This window comes from Pseudomonas sp. FP2300, assembly GCF_030687595.1.
Lineage (GTDB): Bacteria > Pseudomonadota > Gammaproteobacteria > Pseudomonadales > Pseudomonadaceae > Aquipseudomonas > Aquipseudomonas bijieensis.
In genome coordinates this window covers 921,173-946,968 of sequence record NZ_CP117440.1, presented here as the reverse complement: position 1 = coordinate 946,968, position 25,796 = coordinate 921,173, and the positions used below count along the sequence as shown (strand labels likewise).

Sequence of the window (25,796 nt, the reverse complement as noted above, 5' to 3'; positions counted from 1 at the left end):
TTGAAGGTAAACGGGTCAACCAAACCGTCACTTTCATACTACAAGACAAGCCTGCGGTAATCCGCCAGCACACTGCCCAGATAGGCATTGAAACGCCCGGCGGCGGCGCCATCGATCACGCGATGATCCCAACTCAGGCTCAATGGCAGAATCTTCCGCGTGACCACTTGCCCATCTTCCATCGCCAGTCTTTCCCTGCTTTTACCCACCCCCAATATGGCGACCTCGGGCGCATTGATGATCGGCGTGAAATAGGTCCCGCCAATCCCGCCCAACGATGAGATGGAAAAGCAGCCGCCACTCATGTCGCTAACGCTCAACTTACCTGTACGAGCCTTCTCGGCAAGCGCTGACATTTCCTGCGCAATCGCCAGCACGCCTTTCTGGTCGACATCCTTGATCACGGGGACGACCAACCCTTGCGGCGTATCGGCGGCAAACCCGATATGGAAGTAACGCTTAAACACCAGTTGGTCGCCATTGAGGCTGGCATTGAACTCCGGAAACTTTTTCAGCGCCGCCGCACAGGCTTTCATCAACAAGGCCAGCAACGTGATCTTTATTCCTCCTTGCGCTTTTTCCTGGTTCATCTGCACACGAAACTGTTCCAGCAATGTGATATCCGCATCGTCATGATTGGTAACGTGAGGAATCATCACCCAGTTCCGGTGCAAGTTAGCGCCGCTGATTTTCTTGATCCGGGACAGCGTCTTGCTTTCCACCGGCCCATATTTGGCGAAATCAACCGCCGGCCAAGGTAATAAACCACCCAACGGCGGAGAGTTGGCCGCCGGCGCCTGGGCGGTCAGAGCCCCTTTTACATGGGCCAGGACATCATCCTTAGTGATGCGATGACGTGCTCCCGTGCCCTGAATGGCCTTGAGTGAAACACCCAGTTCCCGAGAGAACTTGCGCACCGAGGGCGATGCCAGCGGCAAGTCCGTTAGTGAACCATTGGTTTCAGCTGGCGACGGTCTCGCAACGACCCGCTCGGGTTCGGCGCAGGTTGCAACGGCTTCGGCTACAGGTGCGACATCCGGTTGTGGAAGCACTGACAATGGCCGATCAATCTCGATAAAGGCGATCGACGATCCTTCGCTGACCTTGTCATCCAGCTTGACCGCCAATGATTGCAACACACCCGTTTGCGGCGAAGGAATCTCCATGGACGCCTTGTCGGTCTCGACGATGATCAGGGCCTGTCCTTCGAGCACCGTATCGCCCGCGCTGACCAGGATTTCAATGACCCCGACATCCTTGGCATCGCCGATGTCGGGCACTCGAACTTCATGCACATTCTTCATGACCACTTCCTGAAAATTCGATTCTGTCTGAAGCCGGTTTCAAGCGTCCCAAGGGACTACTGCGTCAACGTCAATGGCGTAACGCGCAATCGCCTCGGCACAGACACTGGCGTCCAGGCGCCCCTCATGCACCAGTGAGGTCAGCGCACTCAAGACAATCTGGTGGCGGTCCACTTCGAAGAACCTGCGCAGCTGGTTGCGGGTATCGCTGCGGCCAAACCCGTCGGTGCCGAGCACGGTGTAACGGGCGTCGAGGTAACTGGCGATCAACTGGGGCAAGGCACGCACGTAATCGGTACAGGCAATGATCGGCGCCGAGTCGTCGAGGCATTCTTGCACATGACTGCATTTCGCAGGTTCTCCGGGGTGCAGGCGATTCCAGCGCTCCACTTCCCGTGCATCACGAGCCAGTTCGGTGAAGCTGGTGACGCTCCAGACTTCGCTGCCGATGTTCCAATCGCGGGCCAACAACTCGGCCGCCGCGATCACCTCGAGCAGGATCGCGCCGGAGCCCAACAGCCGGATGCTGCCGAGTGCCTCCTTGCCTTCATGCCGGGCGAACCGGTACATGCCCTTGATGATCGCCTGCTCGACACCTTCGGCAAGACTCGGCTGCGGGTAGTTCTCGTTCATCAACGTGACGTAGTAAAACTCGTCGACCTGGCGCTCCAGCATCTGGCGCATGCCGTGATCCAGAATCACCGCAAACTCACTGGCGAACGCCGGGTCGTAAGCACGGCAATTAGGCACCATCGACGCCATCAAATGGCTGTTGCCGTCCTGGTGTTGCAAACCTTCGCCGCCCAGCGTGGTACGCCCCGCCGTGGCGCCGAGCAGGAACCCGCGAGCACGCTGATCGGCCGCGGCCCAGATCAGGTCGCCGATGCGCTGGAAGCCGAACATCGAGTAGTAGATGTAGAACGGCAACATCGGCAGGCCATGCACCGAGTAGCTGGTCGCGGCAGCCACCCAGGAACTGATGGCGCCGGCCTCGCTGATGCCCTCTTCGAGAATCTGCCCGTCCAGGGCTTCTCGATAACTCAGGATCGAACCAATGTCCTCCGGCTCATAACGCTGCCCCACGCTGGAGTAGATGCCGATCTGCTTGAACAGGCTGGCCATGCCGAAGGTGCGCGCTTCATCCGCCACGATCGGTACGATTCGCGGCCCCAGCTGCTTGTCCCGCAGCAAACCGCTGAGCATGCGCACGAAGGCCATGGTGGTGGACATTTCCTTGCCTTCGGCGGTGAGGGCAAACCCGGCGTAGCTGTTGAGGTCAGGCACAGCCAACGACGCCGAAGTGGTGGGCCGCGACGGCATGTACCCGCCCAATGCCCGGCGACGTGCATGCAGGTAACGCATTTCGGCACTGTCGTCGCTGGGTTTGAAGAAGCTCAGCGAGGCGGCCTGCTCATCGGTCAACGGCAAATTGAAGCGGTTACGGAAAGCAATCAAGGCGTCCTTGTCGAGTTTCTTCTGCTGGTGCACGGTCATCTTGCCCTGCCCGGCGTCGCCCATGCCGAAGCCCTTCTTGGTCTGGGCCAGGATCACCGTAGGTTTCTTGCCCTCGAGCACTGCGCTTTGATACGCGGCAAAGATTTTCACCAGGTCATGACCACCCCGTTTGAGGCGATCGATCTGTTCATCGGTCAAGCCTTGGGCCAAATGCGCCAGGGCTTCGTCCTGGCCGAAGAAATGCTCGCGGTTGAAGCGCCCATCCTTGGCCGCGAACGTCTGGAACTGGCCGTCGACCGTGGCCGACAATGCACGGACCAGCGCGCCGTCTTTATCCCGGGCGAACAATCCGTCCCAGTCGGAGCCCCAGACCAGCTTGATGACGTTCCAGCCGGCCCCGCCGAACAGCGCCTCCAGCTCATCGATGATGCGACCGTTGCCACGCACCGGACCGTCCAGGCGCTGGAGGTTGCAGTTGACCACCCAGACCAGATTATCCAACCCTTCACGCGCCGCCAGGGTCAGTGCCGACATGCTTTCCGGCTCATCCATTTCACCGTCGCCGAATACCCCCCAAACCGTGCGCCCGGTGGTGTCCTGCAAACCACGGTGGTGCAGGTAACGCATGAACCGCGCCTGGTAGATCGAGCTGATCGGACCGATGCCCATCGAGCCGGTCGGGAACTGCCAGAAGTCCGGCATCAACCACGGGTGCGGGTAGCTCGACAGACCCCGGGCGCCATTGGCACGTGCGCTGATCTCTTGCCGATAATGTTGCAGGTCCTGTTCCTCGAGGCGCCCTTCCAGAAAGGCCCGTGCATAGACGCCCGGCGCCGAGTGCGGTTGATAGAACACCAGGTCGGCGCCACGGGTGTCGGTGCGCGCCTTGAAGAAGTGGTTGAAGCCCACCTCGAACAAATCCGCAGCGCTGGCATAACTGGCGATGTGGCCACCCAGTTCCCCATAGGCCTGGTTGGCCCTGGCGACCATGACCAGCGCGTTCCAGCGCATGATCGAAGCCAGTCGCTCTTCCAGCGCCAGGTCGCCCGGAAACAGCGGCTGCTGCTCGACGCTGATCGTATTGATATAAGGCGTGCCATGGCTGGGCCGCCAACCGATCCTGGAGGTGCTGGCCACGGTCACCAGCATGTCGAGGATCTGTTTTGCCCGGGCCGTGCCGTCGTGGGCGATGACGGACAGCAACGCCTCCTGCCACTCGGCCATTTCCTGTGCATCTTCAGCTATCTGGCCCGGCAATTGGGTCTGGATATCGGACCGACTCATGAGCAACTCCTGCAGGTGTCGGGTAACACTTCAAGGTGGTGCGAACGGTTCACTCGGGCGAGGCTTTTCACCTGTTCTACCGCGGCAATGACCGAACGTTCGGCCGCCCCGTCCGAAGCAATCGGGTAGATGCAGGGCGGACTGATGGAAAGGTCGTGCAATAAACGCTCATCCAGTTCACCGAGCACGACAAAACAATAGTCCCCCTTGGCCACTCGCACTTCAGCGAGCGGGCCAAGTACCGGGGCCGCAGCATCGACATGAATCAGTGCCACATTGTCAAAACAGCTGAAACCCTGATGGATCAAATCAATATGGTCGCTATCAAGCCCGCACGCGATGACCACGATACGTGTGCAGTTTGAAGGCTCGCGCATCCACTTCGGGGCGTTGGTACGACAGTCGGCAGCTTGGCGCATAGGCGTCGCCTTTGTTGTCTGGAGCGGTTGATTCAACAGGCGAATCGGCGCGGACACCGGCTAAATGACGCCGTGCGCCTGCAGCACACTTTTCGCCAGACTGCGGGTCGCCGAAAGCACTTGCTCTACCTGTTGATCCATCGCAGCAGTGGAAGTGGCTATCGCTCCCAGTTCGACGACGCGCAACGGGTGACCGTGCACGGACCCCAGCCAGGTCAAGCCGGGAACCGTGCCGACTTCGACATCCAGTAAGAAACTGCCGTGGGAGACAGCACGCAACAGTTGGCTGGCATAACACGCGTCCGCCCCAGCCGATTGCTCAGGGCCAGACCCGCCGCGCAACCAGTCGACCATCAACGCCTCGGATTGCTGGACGGCCAGATAAGCCACCTGGTCCCAGTCATCTATCGCTACGTGCAGCTTGTCGATCATGTATTTGGGCAACGCAGCGCTGGTAACGATGACCACTCCGGCTTCGGCCGAAGGTTCCTTGATCCAGACTGCGGATTGCGATATCGCATGCATGGCGGTACTCCGGCGGCTTGGTAGGAGCCGCTTGCTCCGGGCGGCGATGGGGCCGTGACATTCAACATCGATGGCCGACTACCCCACCGCTTCATGAGCAAGCTCGCTGCTACAGGTTATTGGCGCTGATCAGCCATTGCGGAACAGGAAACTGTAGGCGTTCAGCGCAGGTGCCCCGCCCAGGTGTGCGTAAAGTACTTTCGAGCCTTCGGGGAACTCGCCACGGCGGACCATTTCGATCATCCCGTGCATGGATTTGCCTTCATACACGGGGTCGGTCAACACACCTTCAAGGCTGCCGCACAGACGAATGGCTTCCAGCGTACCTTCGTTGGGCAAACCATATTCCGGGTAAGCGAAGCGTGTATCGAGCACCACGTCGTCTTCGGTGATCTCACGACCCAGTTCCACCAGCTCGGCGGTGTGCCGGGCGATGCGCAGGATCTGCGCCTTGGTTTGCTCTGGCTTGGCCGAGGCATCAATGCCGATAACGTTCTTCGAACGGCCGTCCGCGGCGAAACCGACGACCATGCCGGCCTGGGTACTGCCGGTCACGGAGCAGACCACGATGTAGTCGAACTTGAACCCCAGTTGTTTTTCCTGCTCCCGTACTTCCTCGGCAAAGCCGACGAACCCGAGGCCGCCGTAGGGATGTTCGGAACAACCCGCCGGTATTGGGAACGGCTTGCCACCGCGCTCCAGCACATCGTTCATGGCCTTCTCCCAACTGGGTCGGATGCCGATGTCGAACCCGGCGGCGTCCAGTCGTACGTCCGCGCCCATGATGCGAGACATCTCGATATTGCCTACGCGGTCATACACCGCATCGGAGTAGTTCACCCAGTTTTCCTGGACCAGCACACACTTCATGCCCAGGTGTGCGGCGACGGCGGCGACCTGGCGGGTCTGGTTCGACTGGATCCCACCGATGGACACCAGGGTGTCGCAGCCCTGTTCAAGAGCCTCGGGAACCAGGTATTCGAGCTTGCGCGTCTTGTTGCCGCCGAAGGCCAGGCCACTGTTGCAGTCTTCACGTTTGGCATACAACTCGACCTTGCCACCCAGGTGCTCGCTGAGACGTTTCAAGGGCGTGATAGGAGAAGGACCGAAGGTCAGCGGATAACGTTTGAAACGATTCAGGTTCATGACTCTGCTCCTTGTTTATGGATATCCAAGCGCCAGACCGAAAGGCAAAAAAAAGCTGCGTTCCAGGTTCTTTCAGAGGGGCTTCGATGAGTTCAATATTAAGAACAAAGTCAAAAATATGTGTTGCAAGTTTCAGTCAATTAAAGAAACATAAATCATCGATTAATAATTTGAACATATTTTTATTGTGCAGAAATCAACATGAACGCAATAAACAGCCACAGGAAATCCGGCACTCCAGGCGCAGAGCCGCACCCGCTGGACCGGACCGACCGCGCCATTCTCAAGACCCTGCAGCGAGACGCCTCTATCTCCAATGTGGCGCTCGCCGAGAAGGTGAAACTGAGCGCGCCGGCCTGCCTGCGACGCGTCGAACGCCTCAAGCAGGCAGGCCTGATCAAGGACATTGTCGCGTTGCTGGACAATCAGGCGCTCGATGCAGGAATGGTGGTGTTGATCGGCGTGGTGCTGGACCGCTCGACGCCGGAATCCTTCGCAGCCTTCGAAGCCGCGGCGCAAAAGGTGTCCGGCTGCATGGAATGCCATGTGGTGACAGGGGAATTCGACTACTTCATGTTGATACGAACCAAGGACAGCAACAGCTTCAACCGGCTCCACGCGGAGCAATTGCTTTACCTGCCCGGGGTTCGCCAGATTCGCTCGTTCATGGGGTTGCGCCAGGTCTTGTCGACCACCCAAATCCCCCTTTGAGGCCTGACAGAAAGAGTCGGCCCTGTCCTCTCAAACACCAGAAGCAGGTTTCACTGCTATAACCATGATCTCGACCAGCACCTCAGGCCGCGCCAGACGTGCCTGAACAGTGGCCCGTGCCGGAGCGCTGTCGGTTGGCAGCCAGGCGTCCCACACCGAATTCATCGGAGCGAAATCACGGTCAATGTCTTTGAGCCAGATCTGTGCGCTCAAAAGCTGCCCCTTGTCACTGCCCGCCAACGCCAACAAGGCTTCGATCTTGGCCAGCACCTGCTGCGTCTGCTCTTCAATGCCAGACTGTAGGTCAGTGGGCACCTGGCCGGAGAGGTAAAGCAGATCGCCGTGACTGACCACGCCGGACATCCGCGCGCTGCTCTGAAAACGTTGAATCGTTGCCATCGGGTTTAATCCATGAAATGAGAAAGTTAAGGGACTGTGCTGCCGCTCAACCGGATTACGCCACCACCCTGTCCGGCAGGTCCCAACCCACAGGCCGCTGTTGGTGCCAATCACTGACTTGCTGATAGGCGTGGGCGATCCGCAGGACCAATGGTTCGGCGAAAGCGCGACCGACGATCTGCATCGAGACCGGCATGTGTTGCTCGTCGAAGCCCACCGGCAGCGCCACTGAACAGAGATTGAGCAGGTTGGCGAAACGGCCGAGCAGGGCCAACGGTGTCCCGTACTCATCGACCTGACTCAACGGCACACTGCCAATGGCGTTGGTCGGAAACGCACAGGCATCGACATTGGACATGGCCTCGTCCATGGCTCGGCGAGCAACACGTCGCTGGTTGTGCAAATTGATATAGGCCGCCGCGTCGACGGCGCGTCCGCTCAGCACCCGACGCTGCACGTGAGGATCGAAGCGCAGATCATCGCGCTCGAACAAACTGCCAAGGCTGGCGTAGCCTTCGGCGCTCATAAGGCCACCGGCGACGCGCATGCATTGCTCCAGCGAAGTCGGTAGCGGCTGTTCGACCAGGTGCATGCCCAGTGCGGCCAATTGCTCCAGCCCCCGGTCATAGGCGGCCAATACGCCAGGCGCGATGTGTACGCGTTCGGCCTGTGGCAGCACCCAGATGCGCAGACCGGCCACCGGAAGACTCAAGCCTGCCGCGGCGCTGAAGACTGGCGATCTGGCCGAGACCGGGTCCAGCGGGTCCGGCCCCAGCAGCGCATCAAGCATCCACGCAGCGTCTTCGACGGTGTGCGTAATCGGCCCCACCGAATCCAGCGATGGGCACAATTCGATCAAACCGTGGCGGCTGACCAACCCACGCGTGGTTTTCAACCCAACCAGACCACACATGCCCGCAGGAATCCGCACCGAGCCACCGGTGTCGGTGCCCAATGCCGCGCTTGCCAACCCTCCAGCCACGGCCACCGCTGAACCACTGCTGGAACCACCTGGAGCACGATGCACTTCGCGGTCCCATGGGTTCCACGGCGTGCCCATCACTGCATTCGTGCCCCACCCGCCGAAAGCGAATTCGACGGTGTGGGTCTTGCCCATAATGATCGCACCGGCGCGCTCCAGGCGCTGGACCGCCGTGGCGGTAAGCCGCGAGATACGCGGCGTCTGCGCCAGCGAACCACCGGTTATGGCCTTGCCGTCGATTTCGAACAGATCCTTGATCGCGATCGGAATGCCATGCAACGGACCCAGGTTGACACCTGCGGCTCGCTGCCGATCGGCAGCGATGGCGGCACCGAGCGCGCGTTGAGGGTAGGCCTCGACATAAGCATTGAGTTGCCCGTTGAAGCACTCGATCCGCTCCAGTTGCGCGCAGACCAGGGACTCGCTCGTGAGTGTTCCGGACTCCAGTGCTTGCCCCAATTGGCCAATGCTGTGGGAAGCGGTTCGATCCATGATGCTCATGTGTTCAACCTCGAATGGTTTTGCGTCCGCGAGAAAATCGTACTTCCAGCGCTCGCGACAACAGAGAAAGAGGGAAAGCGATGACGAAATAGAACAGCCCCACCAGCAGGAAAATATGCATCGGCAAAAAGGACTCGGAGGCGATGGCCCTGGCCGCCAGCATCAACTCATCGGTGGCGATCAGGGCGCACAGGGAGCTGTCCTTCAGAATCGACACGTAGGCATTGAGCAACGGCGGCAACATGCCGCGAATGGCTTGCGGAAAGATCACTGCGGTGAAGGCTTGCAATGGCGTCAGGCCGGTGGCGATGGCCGCCTCACGTTGGCCTCGGTGCAAGGAGTCCAGTCCACCCCGCAGGATTTCCGCGACGTAGGCGCTGCCCTGTAGCCCCAAACCGATGGCTCCGGCCCAGTAACCGGACAACGTCAGCCCGAAGCTGGGCAAGGTGAAGTACAGCGCCAGCAGCAACGCCAGAAGCGGCACCGCACGCATCCCCTGGATGAAAAACACGGCCAGGCGCTTGAGCAATGCGCTGGGACTCTTCATCGCCCAGGCCAGTAACGCGCCCAACAGCGCCGCCAGGGCGAAGCCTGTCAGGGACAACTCGGCGCTGACCCGTGCGCCGAGCAGCAGGCGAGCGACCCAGTCGCTCCAGTACTCCGGGTATTGCTGGAAAAAACCGATCATCGCGCCGCCCCCAGATGACGTTCAAGTCGGATGAATCCCGCGCCGATTGGCAGGATCATCGCTGCATAGATGCACATCACCGCCAGATAAATCAGCGAGGTCTGGAACGTGGAGGTCACCAGATTGCGGGCAAGGAACATGATTTCCGGCACGGCAATGGCCGAGGCGATGGACGTATCCTTGATCAGTTGCGTGACATAGTTGGCATAAGCCGGCAACGCAACACGCAGGGCCTGGGGCAAGAGGATGTAGCGCAGAATCTGCATACGGTTCAGGCCGATGGCCTGCCCGGCTTCATGCTGGCCGACATGCAGCGATTGCAAGCCGGCGCGGAAAGTGTCGGCCAGCACTGCGCTGCCTACCAGGCTCAAACCGACGATGGCCGCCAGCCACGCGGGCAAATTGATGCCCAGGTAGGACAGCCCAAAGTAGATCAGAAACAGGTGTGCCAGCGCGGGCACATTGCGCATCCACTCGATGAAACAGGCAATGGCGCCATGTACCAGTCGCGATCGGCTGAACGTCAGTAAAACCGCCAGCACCAGGCCTCCGACGCTGGCCAGCGCCAAGGTGCAGAGGGCAATTTCCAGCGCACTCACTGCGCCTTTCAACAGCAAGGGCAACAGCCCGAGAAAAGCCTCCAGATTCGCCATCAAGCGCTCTCCACAGCCATGCGCCCAAGAAAGCTGCGGGTACGTTCGTGACGAGGGCTGTCGATGACTTGCGCCGACGGCCCCTGTTCGACAATGCGCCCGCCGTCCATGAAGATCACCCGATCCGCCACATCGCGGGCAAACCGCACCTCGTGGGTGACCATGATCATGCTGCGGCCCTCTTCCGCCAGCTCGCGAATCACTGCCAACACTTCACCCACCAACTCGGGATCCAGCGCCGAGGTTGGTTCGTCGAACAGAATCACTTTCGGTTGCTGAGCCAAAGCCCGGGCGATGGCGACCCGCTGTTGCTGACCACCCGACAATTGCTCGGGATAAGACTCGGCCTTGTGCCGCAGATGGACTTTTTCCAACATCGCGTCGGCCAACTCATACGCCTGCTTGCGCGGCATGCCTTGGGCCTTGATAGGACCGAGCGCGACGTTATCGCGCACGCTCAAGTGCGGCCAGAGGTAGAACAACTGGAACACCATGGCGATCTCACGGCGCTGCGGGGCCATCTCCCGGTCACTCATCAGACGCAAACGCCTGCCGTCCTTGACCTGCCCGATCAACTCGTCCCCCAGCCAGATCTCGCCACTGGTAGGTTTTTCCAGGTAATTGATGCAGCGCAGGCAGGTGGACTTTCCAGATCCGCTCGGGCCGATCAGCGACAAGGTTTCACCGGGCTTCAACTCCAGGCTGATGCCCTTGAGCACTTCCAGATCGCCGTAGTTCTTGTGTAATTCGTGCACGCGTAGCAACGCGGTGTCAGACGGGTTCGACATTTCGGCTAACCTCTTTTTGTTGTAGGCGTGGCGATGAATCGGTGCATCCGCCGGAGTCCTCCCCATCGCCTCACACACTTATTTGCAGCCAGGTAACGTCCAGCCTGCAGGGCGATCGACGCCGAGCCGCAGGTCCTTGCCTTCGGGCATGAACCAGACATCCTGGGTCAGGCCGTAGCGAGCGCCGATCTTGCGCATCTCACAGTTTTTCCAGAGCGTCTGGATCTGTGCGTTGACCGCCGTCACCAGTTCCGGGCTGGCCTTGTTGAAGCCGAACACCACCTGACCCAAGCCCGTCAGCAGCGGGAAATTCGGATCGTTGTCGATGAAGGCGTTGAAATGCAGGTGCCATTGCTCATTGCGGGAAATGGCGTATTGCATGACCGGTGGATCGCCGATCACCGCATCGATACGTCCGGCGAGCAGATCGCGAACGGCCGCATCGGACGTGTCGTACAGGGCGACTTGCAGGCCCTCGATCTTGCGCATCTCAGGGATGAACGAAAAGCCGGTGATGGTGCCGACTTTCTTGCCTTGCAAATCCTTGAGGCTGTTCCAATTGGTCTTGTCTGTCTGGGTGATGCCGTTCTTGAAGTAGTGGATAGGATCGCTCAAGGCCATGATTTTCGAGCGTTGCTCGGTCCAGCCCATGGTGCCTGCCATGACATCCACCCGCTTGGACTGCACCGACGCAATCGTCCCTGACCACTCCATCAATGCCGGCTTGACCTTGAGCCCCAGCTTTTCGGAAATTTGTTGAAGGATTTCACCGTCATAGCCGACCATCCGACTATCTTGATACCCTGTTCCTGGCATATCACCACTGAAGGCGATGGTCAGGCTTCCCGGCTCTACTGTCTCCAATGCGAACACCGGTGCCGCAGCCAGAACGCACACCAGAAAACCGGCACAAATACCGGAAAAACGCTGAACCTTGGACGTCTTCATCGGATGCTCCTCGATAGTTTTTATTGTGGCAGCAGAACGTTTCGCATGGCCCCATCGTAGTGGGACCGGCGCTATAACTTGTTGGATGCTTTGCACGAATGATTGAATATTTGCGACATTCTGGCGATGTAGAGAACGGGACGCCCCAGGAAAGCCTCGTGGACGGGCTCGATCATGGGCAGGCGCGTCACCCACCCATCCGCCGCGGCACCGCCGAGCTGTCTATTGGCATCATGTTATGGCCCCGCTTCCCCTTGCTCTCACTCTCAGGCCTGACCGATGCGTTGCGGCACGCCGCCGATACGGGCGATCAAAGCCGCCCCATTCGCTGCCAATGGAAAGTACTCGGCACGCCCGGGCAAAGGGTCATTTCCAGTAGCGGACTGGACGTGCCGATCGACAGCGAACTCGCTGATCCGACGCGTTTCAACTACATCGTGGTGATTGGTGGATTGCTCGATTCCATCGAGGCGGTGCCGAAAACCTATCCCGCGTTCCTCCACCAGGCCGCGGCGGCACAGGTGCCGTTGATCGGCCTGTGCACCGGCAGCTTCGTGCTCGCGCGACATGGCCTGATGGCGGGGCGAACGGCGTGTGTCCACGCCTACCATGGCGACGACTGGAAGCGGCTGTTTCCGTCGTTGCGCTTTGTCATCAACAGAGACTTTCTGATCGACCAGGACCGGATCACCTGCGCGGGCGGCGTGTCAGTGATCGAATTGGCCCTTCACCTGATCGGCATGCATTGCGGACCGGATCGTGCGGGCAAAGTCGTGCATCAGATGACGGTAGCGAAGAACACGTCCAACAGTTTCGTCGACCGACGCAAGGCGCTCGGCTACGCCAGCTCCTCCAACCGTCGGCTGCACGAAGCCGTGATGTTGATGGAAAAACACATGGCCCAACCCCTGGATATCGAGGCCATTGCGCATCTGGTCGGCACCAGCAAGCGGCAATTGGAACGCCTGTTCGTCGCTGAAACCAACAACAGCCCGGCCCAGTTCTACCGCCAGGTCCGACTCAGGTTCGGCAGGTGGCTGCTCGTGAGTTCCGATCGCCAGATCGGCGAGATCGCCTTTGAATGTGGCTTCGCGGATGCACCGCATTTTATTCGACACTTTCAGAGCATGTTTGGCCTGTCGCCAGGGAAGCTACGCAAAGCCTTGATGCAACAAGAGGGGAAGTAGCGCTGCACAGGGTTCCAACACTTCGCCACATCGCTAATGCGACGAAACATAGACCGACGGCGTGGCGGGCGCCGGCAACGCATAGGTCGCCTTCATCCATTCAATCTCGGCCTGAGGCGTGCGGCCAAAGAAGCGTTTGAATTCGCGACTGAATTGCGAGGCGCTTTCGTAACCCACGCTGAACGCCGCCGCCGAAGCGCTCATGACGTTGCGCAGCATCAGCAGGCGTGCCTGGTGCAGGCGCGTCGATTTCAAGTACTGCATGGGCGAAGAGTCGGTCACGCCGCGAAAGTGCCGGTGAAAGTTGGGGATGCTCATGTTGGCTTCGTGGGCCAGCGTTTCGACGTCCAGATGCTCGTGGTAACAGCTGTGGATTTTGCGTATCGCCCGGGTGATCTTGCCGAAGTGCCCCTGGCGATTGAGTGCGGCACGCAGTGAGCCGCCCTGCTCGCCGGTGAGGATGCGGTAGTAGATTTCTCGTATCAGCGACGGTCCCAGTATTTGCGCTTCGCCCGGGCGACTCATGGTCTCAAGAAAACGCAGGGTCGAGGCGCGCAGCAAATCGTCCATGGGTGAGGCATACATGCCCTTGGGCAGGGCATCACTTGGGCCCAGCACCTTATCGACTTGCAGTATCAACTCGCTGGCTAATTGAAAGTCGAGTCGCATGTAGATCGCCAGCATGGGCTCAACCTCGGTGGCGTCAGTCTCCATGGTGAAGGGCACGGGGACGGACACCACCAGGTAGTGCTGGGCGTCATACACGTAGACGTCATCCCCCAGATAACCGCGCTTGCGTCCCTGGCAGAGGATGACGATGCCCGGGTCGTACAAGACCGGCGTGCGCGTCAGTGGCCGGTTCGAACGCAGAAAGCGAATGTCGTCCAGCGCGCTGAGGTTGTAGCCCTCCACCGGCGCGAGCTGCTCCATCAACTGCACCATGGGCGAGGTGTTTGAGGCCTGAGTCATTGATGCCCCTTTTGCTGGCCGTTCAACCGTCAGTCGAACGGCTCAGCGCTTCCCATTGATCGATTTCACTGGCGGAACGACTGAGTTTGTCGCGTACCAGGTTCAGTGCATCACTGCCCAGCAGCAAGTGCGCGGGAGGCCTCGGGCTGGCGATGACCTGCAACATCGCTTGTGCAGCCTTGCGTGGGTCGCCCAGTTGCTTGCCGCTTTTCTCTTCCCGCGCTTTACGCACCGGGTCGAAACTGGCGTCGTAGTCGGCAATGCTGCGCGGCGTGCGCTGCATTGAACGACCCGCCCAGTCAGTGCGAAACGAGCCAGGCGCTACTGCGGTCACGAAGATATTGAACGGTAGCAACTCCTTGCTCAGGGTATCGGAGAGGCCTTCGAGGGCAAACTTGCTCGCGCAGTAGTAGGAGATACCTGGCATGGTGATGGTGCCGCCCATGGAGGTGATATTGAGGATATGACCGGCACGGCGTTTGCGAAAGTACGGCACGAAGGCCTTGGTCACCGCCACGGCGCCAAATACGTTGACGTCGAACTGACGACGCATCTCCTCCAGCGGCGACTCTTCGAAGATCCCCTCATGACCGTAGCCGGCATTGTTGACCAGCACATCGACCGGACCGTGAGTGGCTTCTGTCGCCGCCACGACGCTGTCGATCCGGTCGAACTCGGTGACATCCAGGATCACCCCACGGGCACGCTCCGTGGCGAGCCCTTCGAAGGCTTGCAACGCCGCCTCACTGCGCACGGTACCGATGACACGGTGGCCCGCTGCGAGTGCTTCTTGCGCCAGGGCGTTGCCCAAGCCACTGCTCACGCCCGTGATGAATAAGGTTTTTCTGCTGTGCATGGCGAGGTTCCCATCAGTAGGTACAAGGCCATGGTAGCTATCGAAAACGGGCTCACCTATGCCGGTTCGCCTTGGAACATTGCCTATTCCTATCAGCGCGTCAGATACCGGGCCCCGTTACTTGAGCTGGCAACCTGGCCAAACGATCCCAACCGCCTGCATCGATTCCGGCGCAGTTAGGCAACCACAACGTGCGCAACGGCAATTGCTCCAGCACCGGCACCACGGCCGAGGTGATTTGCGACGCCCCTGGATCAGCGCCGAGCGTCAGGTCTCGCAACGGCATACGCACGAGGTGGGCCACGCCGGCGTCTGTGAGCCATGGGCTGTCATACAGGCCCAGGCGCTGCAACGGCAGATCCCGCAAGCAAGCGAGGTCGGCATCGCGCAGGTCCAGACCATTTATTTCAAGTTGCTCCAACGGCAATCCCAACTCGGCGAGCTTGCGCAAAACCTTGCCGTCGACGCCTCGGCAAAAACTCAGATTGAGCCGCTTCAGCGGTAGCCCGGCCAGTTGTTTCAGTTCCTTCCAGGTGAGGTCGTTCAAGGACAGGTCCAAGGACTCCAACTCCAGACCGCGCAGGTCACTCAACGTATCTGCACAGACACCTTGCACATCGGAAAGTCCCAGCCGCTTCAGTGGAAACCCGTGCAGCACGTCGAGCCGCTCGATCACCTGTCGTAGGCACTTGAGGTCCAGGTCCGCAAGCGGCATGCCTTCCAGTATTTCCAGATCGTCTTCGCAGATGAACGCAGATTGGAGCGAAAGCCTTTCAAGAGGCAGCTCCCGGATCGCCTGCAACACGCTCTCGCTTGCGTAACAGTCATCCAGACTTAACGAGCGCAACCCCGTCAGGTCGCGAAGCCAGGACGGATCGTCGAGGATCGCGCCGCTGCCACTGAGGGACAACTGTTCGAGGGGATGACTTGCCAGGTGCGCCATGCCACGGGACGTCAATTCACTCACCCGTTGCAACGTCAGTGATCGCAGCTTGAGGCGTGACAGTGCGCGAAGGCCGTCGTCGGTCATCTCATCGCAACGGTTCAACGACAATTCCTGCAACGGGCTGTCGCTCAGTTGACGGAGAAAACTGTCGTCGAAGTCTTCACCGTAGGTTTGCAACTTCAACCGGCGCAAGCGTGTGGGCGACGGGAGGCAGTGGGCGTTGTCGTCGCGGGAAAAGTTGCTGACTTCCAAGGTTTCGAGGGCATTGGCGGGCAAACATTGCCACATCTGCGGTCCGCAGATAAACCTCGGGCTGTTGAGCACCAATGTGCGCAAGGGCAGCCCGGCCAGGGCGTCACACCACTGCGGCTCGGCGTTGTTCAACTCCAGATGGTCTACCGGCAGGCCACGCAGTTGCGAGAGCATTGGCCCGGGGCGATTTGTATGGGCCGTGGTGTTCAGTTGAGCCATCACCACGTTTGCGGCCGGATCGCACAGGCCCGCCGCGACGCGTAAACCATCCAGTGACGCCTCCCCGGTATCGAGCAGGTCGCGATAGAGCGAAGCGCGTGCGGCGATGTCATCGGGGTTGGTGGTGAGTTGGGTGATTAGAGCGTTGCGGTTGGGGGTCTGCACGGTCTAGGAATCTGCAAAAAGAGAATATGACTGTTAGGGAAACATAAAAAAGGGTCCTGCTGAAGAGCCTGCCAAGGTTGAGTCGCGCCAAGCCGTCTTCATCTTCCGTAGCGAGGGCGCTTCTCTGGTCATGACGATGTGCCGAATGGGCGGCTGGTTCGAACCCGTTGATATCGGCTCATCAAATGTAGGGAACGCAGCCGCAGAAAAGCCAACGGTCCTACATGAGTGTCACCGGGGGTTGACGCAGCGACGCAACAACTAGCCTCGTCCCTAAGGCAAATACGGACATGTTCGATCCCTCGATACAGAAATGACAGCAGGCATGCACAGCAATGCGCGCACACCAAACCCTGCATATCGCTTTCGGCTCAAGAGAGCGGAATTTTCCACTGAAAAAAGAGACGCGTCTCACAGGACGCGTCAAAAAACACAACAAAAACGACGGCTCGGATTGCGTAGACGCCTACAAACACTCATCCAGGAAACTCACCACAGTTCCCATGCAAGCCATCCGCTCCTCGATATGGGGCATATGGCTGGAGTGTTCGAACAACGCCCAGCGAATGTCGGGCACATGATCCACATAGGGTTTGACCACCAACGGCGTCGCTTCATCGTATCGGCCTGAAATCAACAGGGTCGGCACCCTGACGCGAGGCAAGCGATCGGTGATGGACCAGTCCTTCATGCTGCCGATCACATGGAACTCGGTGGGGCCATTCATGGCGTGATAAACGGTAGGATCGGCATCGATCTGGGCAAAGGTACGGGCGACTTCGTCGGGCCAGGGCGTGACACGGCAGACATGACGGTCGTAGAAAACCCGAGCGGCCTCAAAGTACTCGGTAGACGTCAAGGTTCCAGCCCGCTCGTGCTTGAGCAGTGTCTGCTGCACCTCAATGGGTAGAAGCTGGCGCAAGCGATTGACTTCAAGGAGCCAGGTGGACATGTCCGCCGGGGAGTTGGCGATGATCAACGCGCGCAAGCCCGCAGGCTGGAGCACCGCATGTTCGCTGGCCAACATACCGCCCCAGGATTGCCCCAAAAGTGCGTAATTGTCGCGAATGCCCAGATGATCCAGCAGGTTCCCCAACTCATCGAGAAAGAGCGCCACGTTCCAGAACGAGGGGTCTTTTTCCGGAAGATGGGTGGAACGCCCATTACCCAGTTGGTCGTAATGAATCACCGGATAGCCACTGTTGGCAATATCCTTGAAAGCATCGACATAATCGTGTGTACAGCCTGGGCCGCCATGCAGGATCAGCAGCGGCGTACGGCCACTGCTGAAATCGCCAGTGATGCGATACCAGGTCTGATACGGACCGAAAGGCGCAAAGCCTTCGTGTGTTACGGGAAGATCCATTTCGTGCCGCCCCCTAGAAATCCTGCGGCACACGATACCGGGGACTGGCCAGCGGAATAACTAGAGAAACAGATAGGTTTTTGCCCGACTTCAGCTATCGAGCAACCGATAATGCACTGCCCTGACCACGGCCTGGACCCGATTCCTGGCGCCGAGCTTGTGCATTGCAGAAGTCAGGTGGAGGGTGATGGTGGCCAAGGAGCGATTCAGTTGCCTGGCGATGTCCGCCGCCGTCAACCCTTCAGCGGCTAATCTCAAGCACTCACGCTCGCGTTTGGTCAGGCGAACCGGGCATGTGCGGGCTTCCTTGACGAGCAGCGGAAAAGCCGCCTCTTGCAGGGCATGGGAAATCAGGCTGAAGTCGCCCAGCGTTTGCCGGACATCCTGCAGGGTGCTCCCCTTCGTATCGGCGCGCAGCCCGGTCAATGTCGCAAAGCCGCCTTTGGGCAAATGCATCGGCACCGTCACGCCACAGGTCATGCGCGAATCCTGCAGATAGCTCACGACCGGTGCATGACTCTGGCCGATGAACGGCTGTAGCACCGTGTCGGCCTCCGGTCGATAGGACCAGACAAAAGGAGAAATGGCATTGATTGCCAGATGCTGGACGGGGTCGATCTGGTAATAACCTTCTTCACACCAGAGCGAGTGCCAATCACGGGGAGTATTGCGCAACTTCAGCACAGTCGGGGTAATCAGTGCCCCATCATGATCCAGCGGCACCGGACTGTAGTCGTACACCAATGCGTCAAAGCCTAACGCCTGGACCATTCCCAGGGCGTTATCCATCTGCTCGTCCAGGCTCCTGCCAGACAAAAGACGGGTATTGAAGTCAGACAGCTTGGCCTGCATCCATTCAGCTCCCTTATTAATTTCAATCCTGAAATCGTGCAAGTAGAATGCCACGCCTGAGCGAGGGAATGCCAGATCAAACCTATAAGAATTGCTAGCTTATGGGCGCATAGCTTCCTCGGTAAGGTTTAGCCAAAGAGCGGCACCTGAGCAGGAGAGCAATGATGTGGCGTGAGATCGAGCCGGACCAGCGATACGACCTGGAAGTCGACGGTCATCATCTGGTGGCCTATGGCTTTGGCGACGGCGACGAGGTGCTGTTGTGCCTCAATGGCGGCCCGGGATTGCCTTGCGATTATCTGCGTGACAGCCACGGCTGGCTCAAGGAAAAGGGCTTGCGGGTCATCGCTTTCGATCAGTTGGGTACCGGTGCCTCGGCCAGGCCGACTGACGAATCCCTGTGGGACATCACTCGTTATGTGGCGGAGGTAGAGACCGTCCGCCAGGCCCTCGACCTGGGCAAAGTGCACCTGCTAGGGCACTCCTGGGGTGGCTGGCTGGCGATCGAGTACGCCATTCATCACCCCCAATCACTGAAAACCCTGATCCTGGAAAATACCGCCGGCGATATCCCTCACCTGTCCCTGGAGCTCGAGCGTCTGCGGGCGGCCCTGGGCAGTGAGACCGTCGCGATGATGCAGCGCCATGAAGCCTTGGGCACCCTGGATCATCCGCAATACCAGGCGGCCATCACCCTGCTCAACTATCGTCATGTCTGCCGTCTGGACGAGTGGCCAGCACCGGTGACACGCTCCCTGGGCGACTGGAACATGGGGCCCTACATGACCATGCAGGGCCCCAACGAATTTCTCTATACCGGCAATCTCAAGGACTGGAATCGCATCGAACAGATGACCGGCTTCGAAATGCCTGTGCTGATCACCACCGGTCAACATGATGAACTGACGCCAGCCTGCGCAATGCGAATGAAAATGGCGCTCAAGGATGTACAACTGAATGTGTTCCCCAACAGCAGCCACATGCCGTTCTACGAAGAGCCCCAAGCCTATTTCCCAGTCCTGCTGGATTTTCTGCACCGTCATCGGAACTAGCCCATGAACCTGGCGCGCTACCGTTTCATACTGTCGCGCCCGCTACAGCTATTGCCGGTGCTGTTTGGCATCAGCATGATCACCTTTGTGCTCGTACGCTCAATCCCCGGGGATCCCGCCCGGGCACTGCTGGGCTCGCGCAGCACGCCGGAGGCGCTGATCAGGATTCGAGCCCAGTACGGTCTCGACCAGCCGCTGTGGATGCAGTACTTCTACTTTCTCAAGAACCTGCTCAAAGGCGATCTCGGCCAATCGCTGCTCTACAAAGTCGATGCCTTGACGTTGATCAGTACCCGCATTGAGCCAACCCTGTTCCTGGTGCTCGGCAGCGTACTGCTGGCGCTGCTGATTGCCGTGCCGCTGGCAACGGTGGCGGCGCGCAACAAGGGCGGCTGGCCGGATCACCTGATTCGCCTGTTCACCACGGCAGGGCTCGGCATGCCGGCTTTTTGGCTAGGCATCATGTTGATCCTGCTGCTCAGCGTGCAGTTGGGGCTGTTCCCGGTCTCAGGCTATGGACGTACAGGGTGGGACAAACTGCATCACATGGTTTTGCCGTGCCTGACCATTGCCTTGGCACTCTCCGCCGTTCTGGTGCGCAATCTGCGCGCCAGCATGCTCATGGAGCTACAAGCCGATCATGCCACCGCCGCACGGGCCCGGGGCTTGTCCGAGCGGGCGATATTTCATCGGCATGTACTGCCCAACTCCCTGGTGCCGGCGGTCAACCTGCTGGCGGTGAACATCGGCTGGTTGATCAGCGGCACGGTGGTCATCGAAAGTCTGTTTGCCATTCCCGGCATCGGCCAATTGCTGGTGCGCGGCATCTTTACCCGTGACTACATGGTGGTCCAAGGCGTGGCCATGGTGCTGGCCCTTGCCACCGTCACGGTCAATTTCCTCGCCGATGTGCTGACCGTGATGATTGATCCGCGAGTGAACATGCGATGAGTGGCCAGATCATCAGTCCCACCTGGCGTCTTGCGCTGCGTTTCGGCTTGCGCAACGGTCGCCCGGCCACCGCGCTGGGCCTGGCGATTCTGTTTGCCTGGCTGTTGCTCGCACTCTTCGCACCCTGGGTCGCGCCCTTCGATCCGATTGCCCAGAACACCGATATCCGCCTGCTGGGGCCGAGCCTGGCCCATCCGTTCGGCACGGATAATTTCGGCCGCGACGTTCTTTCCCGAGTGATCTGGGGCGCGCGCATCGACTTGCAGATTTCCGTGATCGGGGTGATTTTCCCGTTCTTGATCGGTACTTGCATCGGCGCCTTGGCCGGCTATATCGGTGGCCGATTCGACACGATCTGCATGCGCCTGATCGATATTATCCTGGCCTTCCCCTTCTTGGTGCTGATGTTGGCAATCATGGCCATCCTCGGCCCCGGCCTGAGCAGCTTTTATATTGCGATGGCTTTGGTGGGATGGGTGTCCTATGCACGGCTGATCCGTTCGCAGATTCTGGTGCTCAAGGAAAGCGATTTCGCCTTGGCGGCGAAAAGCCTGGGCTTCGGTCATGGACGCATTCTGTTTCGGCACCTGTTGCCCAATGCCATGTTCGGTTCGATCGTGTTCTCCATGTCCGACGCGGTGCTGGTACTGCTCAATGGGGCGGCGGTCAGCTACCTCGGCCTGGGGGTTCAGCCACCCACCGCCGAGTGGGGCACGATGGTCGCCGAGGGCCAGAGTTTCATCACCAATGCCTGGTGGATCAGCACCTTCCCGGGACTGGCGATCGTCACCCTGGCCATGGGCTTCAGTCTGCTGGCCGACGGTGTCGCCGAGCACCTCGGAGAGCGCCCATGAGCACACCGGTGTTGCACGTCGAGGACCTCAGCGTGATCGCCGGCCACGGTGAGGGCGAAGTCACGCTGGTGGATCGTGTGTCATTTGACCTGGCCGAAGGCGAAATCCTCGGTCTGGTGGGTGAAAGCGGTTCAGGCAAGACGATGGCCTGCCGGGCCTTGATGCGCTTGCTACCCTCTTCAAACCTCCGGGTCCAGGGCAAGGCCGTGCGCCTTGCCGGTGAGGACCTGCTGTCGCTGGATGAAGCCGGCATGCGAGGCATACGAGGTCGACGGCTGGGGATGATCTTTCAGAATCCCGGCAGTCATCTTGACCCGTTGATGCGCATCGGCGAACAAATCGGCGAGGGCATACGCCTGCATCAGGGGGCGTCCAAACGCGAAGCACGGGCGAAGGCCATTGATGTGTTACGCCAGGTGGGCATTCCCGATCCGCTACGGCGGGTCGACAGTTATCCCCATGAGTTTTCCGGTGGCATGCGTCAACGCGCCATGATCGCCGTGGCATTAGGTTGCAACCCCCAGGTGCTGATCGCCGACGAACCGACCACCGCCCTGGATGTCACGGTACAGGCACAGATCCTGCGCCTGCTCCTGGATTTGCGCGACCAACGTGGCCTGTCAATCATCATGATCACCCACGACCTGGGGGTCGTCGCCCAGACCTGTGACTCCATCGCGGTAATGTACGCCGGGCGGCTCTGCGAGCACGGCAACAAGCTTGATCTGCTGGCTCACCCACGACATCCCTATACGGCGGCCCTGATCGACTGCCAACCGGCTACCAGCAGCGGCCATGCCATGCTCAAAACCATCGCCGGCCAGCCTCCTCTGCTGGATGCGCTGCCCACCGGTTGCCGCTTCAATCCACGCTGCCTTCAGCAGGGCAGCCAGTGCACGCGGCTGTTGCCACAGATGCAAGTCACAGCCGAGGCACACCGAGTCGCCTGCCATTACCCGCTACCCGTGGGAGCCTCGTCATGACCCTGTTGCAAGTCAAGGATCTACGGGTGCGCTTCGCCGCCCCTGGCAGTGGTCCGTTCGGGATCAACAGGCAATGGGTGAACGCCGTCAACGGCGTATCGCTGAGTCTGGCCACCGGGGAAGTGCTTGGGCTGGTGGGTGAGTCGGGCAGCGGCAAGAGCACCCTGGGTCGAGCCATCTTGCGCCTCACTGAGGCCAGCGCCGGACAAATCCTGTTCGATGGCGTGGATATGGTTCAAGGCAAGCGAATCGACATCGAGCGACTGCGTCACGAAACCGCGATGATTTTCCAGGATCCTTATACCGCCCTCAATCCGCGATTGAGCATTGGCGACACCCTGGCTGAAGTGTTGCGAGTGCGATGTGCGATCCCTGCCTCGCTGATTCGCCATCGGGTCGATGAATTGCTGACCCTGGTCGGCCTGCGGCCGGAGCTGGCCAACCGCAAACCGGGTTCGTTGAGTGGCGGTCAATGTCAACGTGTGGGGATCGCTCGGGCACTGGCCATCGAGCCACGGTTGATCATCGCCGATGAATGCGTGGCCGCGCTGGACGTTTCCATCCAGGGACAGATCATCAACCTGCTGCTGGAGCTGCGGCAGCGCATGAACCTGGCGATTGTGTTCATTGCCCATGACCTGGCGATCGTTCGGCGGCTATGTGATCGGGTCGCCGTGATGTACCTCGGCGAGATCGTCGAGCAAGGCCCCACGGAGGCCGTCTTCAGTAGCCCGCGGCATCCCTATACCGTCGCGCTGATCCAGTCCATTCCACACATCGACCCGACTCGATCGTTGCTGAGCGAACCCCTGCCTGGCGAACCACCCAGCCCCCTGAACCTTCCATCCGGCTGCGCTTTTCACCCGCGATGCCGGTATGCACAACCCATCTGCGCAAAAGCGCCGCCCCCCATCCATGACATCAGTGGGCATCGCTATAGCTGTGTGCTCGGAGAGCCATTGCTCTAAAAAAACATTCATCAATAGGGAGTTGACCATGCGATCGAAACATTTGAAGTTGCTGACCGCCGCGACGTTGACCGTTTGTACATTGGCCGCCGGTGTCGCCCAGGCAGCAGGCGTGCTGACCATCGGTTGCCGTGAAGAAAGTACGACGTTCGACCCGATCAAAAGCGCGCAGAACCGTGACAACTGGGTGTTCTCCAATGTTTACGACGTATTGGTGCGCGTCGACAACACCGGCACCAAACTGGTACCGGGGCTGGCCGAAAGCTGGCACGTTTCCGACGACGGCCTGACCTATACCTTCAAACTTCGCTCGGCCAAGTTCTCCGACGGCTCACCGATTACCGCCAGCGATGCAGCGTTCAGTCTGTTGCGCATTCGCGACAACAAAGGGTCGCTGTGGAGCGACTCCTACAAGATTATCGACAAGGCCCAAGCACCCGACCCGCAGACACTGGTGGTGACACTCACGAGCCCTTCAGTGCCCTTCCTCGCGCAGTTGGCGTTGCCCAACGTCTCCATCCTGTCGCAAAAGGCCATGGAAAAAATGGGTGAGGAAGCCTACGCCCAGGACCCCGTTGCCTCTGGTGCCTTTATCGTCAAGGAGTGGCTACGCGGTGATCGCGTAGTGCTGGAGAAGAACCCCAACTTCTGGCAGGCCGACAAGGTGAGCCTGGATGGCGTGGAATGGATCTCCATCCCGGATGACAATACGCGGATGTTGAAGGTACAGGCCGGTGAACTGGATTCGGCGATCTTCGTGCCCTTCTCGCGCGTCGAAACCCTGAAGAAAGATCCCAACCTGGTCGTACACATGGATCCCTCCACCCGTGAGGATCATCTGCTGATCAACCATGAGCACGGACTGCTGGGCAAGCCTGAAGTACGTCAGGCCCTGGACCTTGCGATCAACAAGAAATCCCTGGTCGATACCGTGACGTTCGGCCATGGCCAGGTGGCTTATTCCTACATTCCTAAAGGAGCGCTTTATCACAATGCCGATAATCTGCAGCGCCCGTACGACCCGGAAAAAGCCAGGAAAATGCTGGCGGATGCAGGCGCCTCAGGCCTGAAGCTCAACTATGTGGTCAATGCGGGCAATGAAGCCGACGAGCAGATCGCCGTGCTGGTCCAGCAACAGCTCGCAGCGGTCGGCGTGACAGCCACGTTGCAGAAGGTCGACCCAACCCAGAGTTGGCAAATGCTGATCGACGGCGATTACGATCTGTCCGTGATGTACTGGACCAACGACATCCTCGACCCGGACCAGAAGACCACCTTCGTGCTGGGACATGACACCAACATGAATTACATGACCCGCTACAAGAACGACAAGGTCAAGGATCTGGTCGCGGCCGCGCGGGTAGAAGTAGACCCGACCAAGCGCAAGCAGATGTATACCGACCTTCAGGCGATCGCCAAGCAGGACGTCAACTGGATCGATCTCTACTACAGCCCGTACATCAATATTTCGCGCAAGAACATCGAGCACTTCCAACAAAACCCACTGGGGCGCTTCTCTCTTGAGGAAACGGTGAAGCGCTAGCGAGCAGTGGCTTTCATCCGAGTCGGATAGGGCCAGTGGCAACGCCTTGATTACGAGTCGAGGCTTGCCACTTGATGGCCAAGCGACATCGGTCGCTCCCCGGTCATCTCGCACAACAGGGCCGTCACGACGTTGCCTTCGACCATGCCGCGCGCCTGCAGAAGATCCGCCACCGCACACACGGCGGGCCAGTATCGGTGCATCAAGCGGCGGCAACGGGCGATGGCCAGCGCTTGGGCGTCGAGCAGCTTGCGCGGTGGCAGCAGGCTGATCAATTCCTGCCCACGGTCAAGGTCCCCTCGACCGCTGCCCCTGATCAGCCGGTCGGACCTGCGGTGCCGGTAGACCGCTTCGGCCACGGGCCCCGCGAAGCAATGGAGCAGGTCACGCTCAATGGCATCGACCATCGAGGGCAGGTATTCAGCGATCCCCGGCGCGTCGAAGGCCGGGCGTGGGACAAGGTAGTCCGCTTCAACCAATCCTTCTGCGTATTGCGGGTTGCCGCGCAAGTCGAACAGGGGCCCCGTGCAGGCCTCGACCTTGGTACGCACAGTGATGCGTTTTATCGGTTGACCGTTCCACCAAAAGGCCAGGGCATGCCCCGCTTCGTGGAAGGCCGTGCTGCGCGGGCATTTGTTCATTATTGGGTCCGTCACGGCAGGCGCCATTCATATCATCTGCCTCGCCGTTGGGCCTCGATAAAAGATTATCCCTATCGACCGTTAATACTGCGCCTATTAGCTATCTGCCAAAGCGGGACTAGCCTGAATTCAGGCTGGTGTAATCCGGCCCGTGAAACCTGACAAAGAGATACGAAGCGTTCAGAACGT

Annotated in this window: 25 protein-coding genes; 8 read left to right on the top strand and 17 right to left on the bottom strand. The window is 59.6% G+C overall.

The genetic code is table 11. The features are described 5' to 3' along the window. Positions 1–38: 38 nt before the first annotated feature. From PSH86_RS04000 to PSH86_RS03980, 5 genes are all read right to left on the bottom strand, one after another. Positions 39–1,304 (bottom strand): dihydrolipoyllysine-residue acetyltransferase, encoded by a 1,266-nt coding sequence (locus tag PSH86_RS04000; protein WP_305488015.1) that lies wholly within the window; start codon positions 1,302–1,304, stop codon positions 39–41. Between the two features lie 39 nt (positions 1,305–1,343). Continuing rightward, positions 1,344–4,043: an alpha-ketoglutarate dehydrogenase gene (gene mdeB, locus PSH86_RS03995; protein ID WP_305488012.1), complete on the bottom strand. Its 2,700-nt coding sequence runs from the start codon at positions 4,041–4,043 to the stop codon at positions 1,344–1,346. Further along, entirely contained in the window at positions 4,040–4,462 is a 423-nt protein-coding gene (locus PSH86_RS03990; protein ID WP_116834136.1) for a hypothetical protein, read from the bottom strand. Before PSH86_RS03990 ends, mdeB begins: the two co-directional genes overlap by 4 nt. 60 nt (positions 4,463–4,522) lie before the next feature. Beyond that, positions 4,523–4,987, bottom strand: coding sequence for a transketolase (locus tag PSH86_RS03985; protein ID WP_109753448.1), 465 nt, complete (start codon positions 4,985–4,987; stop codon positions 4,523–4,525). 129 nt (positions 4,988–5,116) lie between these two features. Beyond that, complete coding sequence (locus PSH86_RS03980) at positions 5,117–6,133, bottom strand: 1-aminocyclopropane-1-carboxylate deaminase (protein ID WP_109753447.1); 1,017 nt, start codon at positions 6,131–6,133, stop codon at positions 5,117–5,119. A gap of 201 nt (positions 6,134–6,334) precedes the next feature. On the opposite strand from PSH86_RS03980, the gene PSH86_RS03975 reads away from it, so the two are divergent. Beyond that, a complete protein-coding gene (locus PSH86_RS03975; RefSeq protein WP_116834134.1) occupies positions 6,335–6,844 on the top strand; it encodes an Lrp/AsnC family transcriptional regulator in 510 nt (169 codons plus the stop codon). Positions 6,845–6,874: 30 nt separating this feature from the next. Here the strand turns inward: PSH86_RS03975 and PSH86_RS03970 are convergent, their stop codons facing one another. From PSH86_RS03970 to PSH86_RS03945, 6 genes are all read right to left on the bottom strand, one after another. Then, complete coding sequence (locus PSH86_RS03970) at positions 6,875–7,243, bottom strand: RidA family protein (RefSeq protein ID WP_212801853.1); 369 nt, start codon at positions 7,241–7,243, stop codon at positions 6,875–6,877. A gap of 55 nt (positions 7,244–7,298) precedes the next feature. Further along, entirely contained in the window at positions 7,299–8,726 is a 1,428-nt protein-coding gene (locus PSH86_RS03965) for an amidase (RefSeq protein ID WP_163855377.1), read from the bottom strand. A 4-nt stretch (positions 8,727–8,730) separates the two neighbouring features. Continuing rightward, positions 8,731–9,414 (bottom strand): amino acid ABC transporter permease, encoded by a 684-nt coding sequence (locus PSH86_RS03960; RefSeq protein ID WP_109753443.1) that lies wholly within the window; start codon positions 9,412–9,414, stop codon positions 8,731–8,733. Next, positions 9,411–10,067, bottom strand: a complete 657-nt coding sequence (locus PSH86_RS03955; RefSeq protein ID WP_109753442.1) for an amino acid ABC transporter permease — start codon at positions 10,065–10,067, stop codon at positions 9,411–9,413. The genes PSH86_RS03960 and PSH86_RS03955 overlap by 4 nt, the downstream gene beginning before the upstream one ends. Then, positions 10,067–10,855, bottom strand: coding sequence for an amino acid ABC transporter ATP-binding protein (locus PSH86_RS03950; protein ID WP_109753441.1), 789 nt, complete (start codon positions 10,853–10,855; stop codon positions 10,067–10,069). Before PSH86_RS03950 ends, PSH86_RS03955 begins: the two co-directional genes overlap by 1 nt. Positions 10,856–10,933: 78 nt before the next feature. Next, positions 10,934–11,803: an ABC transporter substrate-binding protein gene (locus PSH86_RS03945; protein WP_109753440.1), complete on the bottom strand. Its 870-nt coding sequence runs from the start codon at positions 11,801–11,803 to the stop codon at positions 10,934–10,936. Positions 11,804–11,961: 158 nt separating this feature from the next. Here PSH86_RS03945 and PSH86_RS03940 point away from each other — a divergent pair, with 158 nt between their 5' ends. Then, positions 11,962–12,990: a GlxA family transcriptional regulator gene (locus tag PSH86_RS03940; protein WP_305487997.1), complete on the top strand. Its 1,029-nt coding sequence runs from the start codon at positions 11,962–11,964 to the stop codon at positions 12,988–12,990. Between the two features lie 33 nt (positions 12,991–13,023). On the opposite strand, the gene PSH86_RS03935 is transcribed toward PSH86_RS03940, so the two are convergent. The 5 genes from PSH86_RS03935 to PSH86_RS03915 all read right to left on the bottom strand — a co-directional run bounded on the left by PSH86_RS03935 (position 13,024) and on the right by PSH86_RS03915 (position 18,615). Beyond that, on the bottom strand, positions 13,024–13,959 hold the full coding sequence (locus PSH86_RS03935) for an AraC family transcriptional regulator (RefSeq protein ID WP_116834127.1): 936 nt from the start codon (positions 13,957–13,959) through the stop codon (positions 13,024–13,026). A 22-nt stretch (positions 13,960–13,981) separates the two neighbouring features. After that, positions 13,982–14,815, bottom strand: coding sequence for an oxidoreductase (locus tag PSH86_RS03930; RefSeq protein ID WP_163855383.1), 834 nt, complete (start codon positions 14,813–14,815; stop codon positions 13,982–13,984). Positions 14,816–14,915: 100 nt separating this feature from the next. Further along, positions 14,916–16,397 carry a leucine-rich repeat domain-containing protein gene (locus PSH86_RS03925; protein ID WP_305487994.1) on the bottom strand — a complete coding sequence of 494 codons (1,482 nt, stop codon included), beginning with the start codon at positions 16,395–16,397 and terminating at the stop codon, positions 14,916–14,918. A 466-nt stretch (positions 16,398–16,863) separates the two neighbouring features. Next, positions 16,864–17,763, bottom strand: coding sequence for a proline iminopeptidase-family hydrolase (locus tag PSH86_RS03920; protein WP_305487991.1), 900 nt, complete (start codon positions 17,761–17,763; stop codon positions 16,864–16,866). Positions 17,764–17,853: 90 nt separating this feature from the next. Continuing rightward, positions 17,854–18,615, bottom strand: a complete 762-nt coding sequence (locus tag PSH86_RS03915) for a LuxR family transcriptional regulator (protein WP_116834124.1) — start codon at positions 18,613–18,615, stop codon at positions 17,854–17,856. A gap of 164 nt (positions 18,616–18,779) precedes the next feature. On the opposite strand from PSH86_RS03915, the gene PSH86_RS03910 reads away from it, so the two are divergent. Genes PSH86_RS03910 through PSH86_RS03885 form a run of 6 tightly spaced genes read left to right on the top strand, consistent with a single transcriptional unit; the run spans position 18,780 to position 24,966 of the window. Beyond that, the gene (locus PSH86_RS03910; protein WP_163855400.1) at positions 18,780–19,667 is read left to right on the top strand and encodes a proline iminopeptidase-family hydrolase; all 888 of its coding nucleotides are present in this window, start codon (positions 18,780–18,782) and stop codon (positions 19,665–19,667) included. A gap of 3 nt (positions 19,668–19,670) precedes the next feature. Beyond that, the gene (locus PSH86_RS03905; RefSeq protein ID WP_163855402.1) at positions 19,671–20,618 is read left to right on the top strand and encodes an ABC transporter permease; all 948 of its coding nucleotides are present in this window, start codon (positions 19,671–19,673) and stop codon (positions 20,616–20,618) included. Next, a complete protein-coding gene (locus PSH86_RS03900; RefSeq protein WP_109753431.1) occupies positions 20,615–21,472 on the top strand; it encodes an ABC transporter permease in 858 nt (285 codons plus the stop codon). The genes PSH86_RS03905 and PSH86_RS03900 overlap by 4 nt, the downstream gene beginning before the upstream one ends. Next, on the top strand, positions 21,469–22,455 hold the full coding sequence (locus tag PSH86_RS03895) for an ABC transporter ATP-binding protein (protein ID WP_109753430.1): 987 nt from the start codon (positions 21,469–21,471) through the stop codon (positions 22,453–22,455). Before PSH86_RS03900 ends, PSH86_RS03895 begins: the two co-directional genes overlap by 4 nt. Beyond that, entirely contained in the window at positions 22,452–23,423 is a 972-nt protein-coding gene (locus PSH86_RS03890) for an ABC transporter ATP-binding protein (RefSeq protein WP_163855409.1), read from the top strand. Before PSH86_RS03895 ends, PSH86_RS03890 begins: the two co-directional genes overlap by 4 nt. Before the next feature lie 28 nt (positions 23,424–23,451). Then, complete coding sequence (locus PSH86_RS03885) at positions 23,452–24,966, top strand: ABC transporter substrate-binding protein (RefSeq protein ID WP_176688668.1); 1,515 nt, start codon at positions 23,452–23,454, stop codon at positions 24,964–24,966. A 50-nt stretch (positions 24,967–25,016) separates the two neighbouring features. Here PSH86_RS03885 and PSH86_RS03880 read toward each other — a convergent pair whose 3' ends face one another. Next, positions 25,017–25,607, bottom strand: coding sequence for a hypothetical protein (locus PSH86_RS03880; RefSeq protein ID WP_305487980.1), 591 nt, complete (start codon positions 25,605–25,607; stop codon positions 25,017–25,019). Positions 25,608–25,796 lie beyond the last annotated feature (189 nt).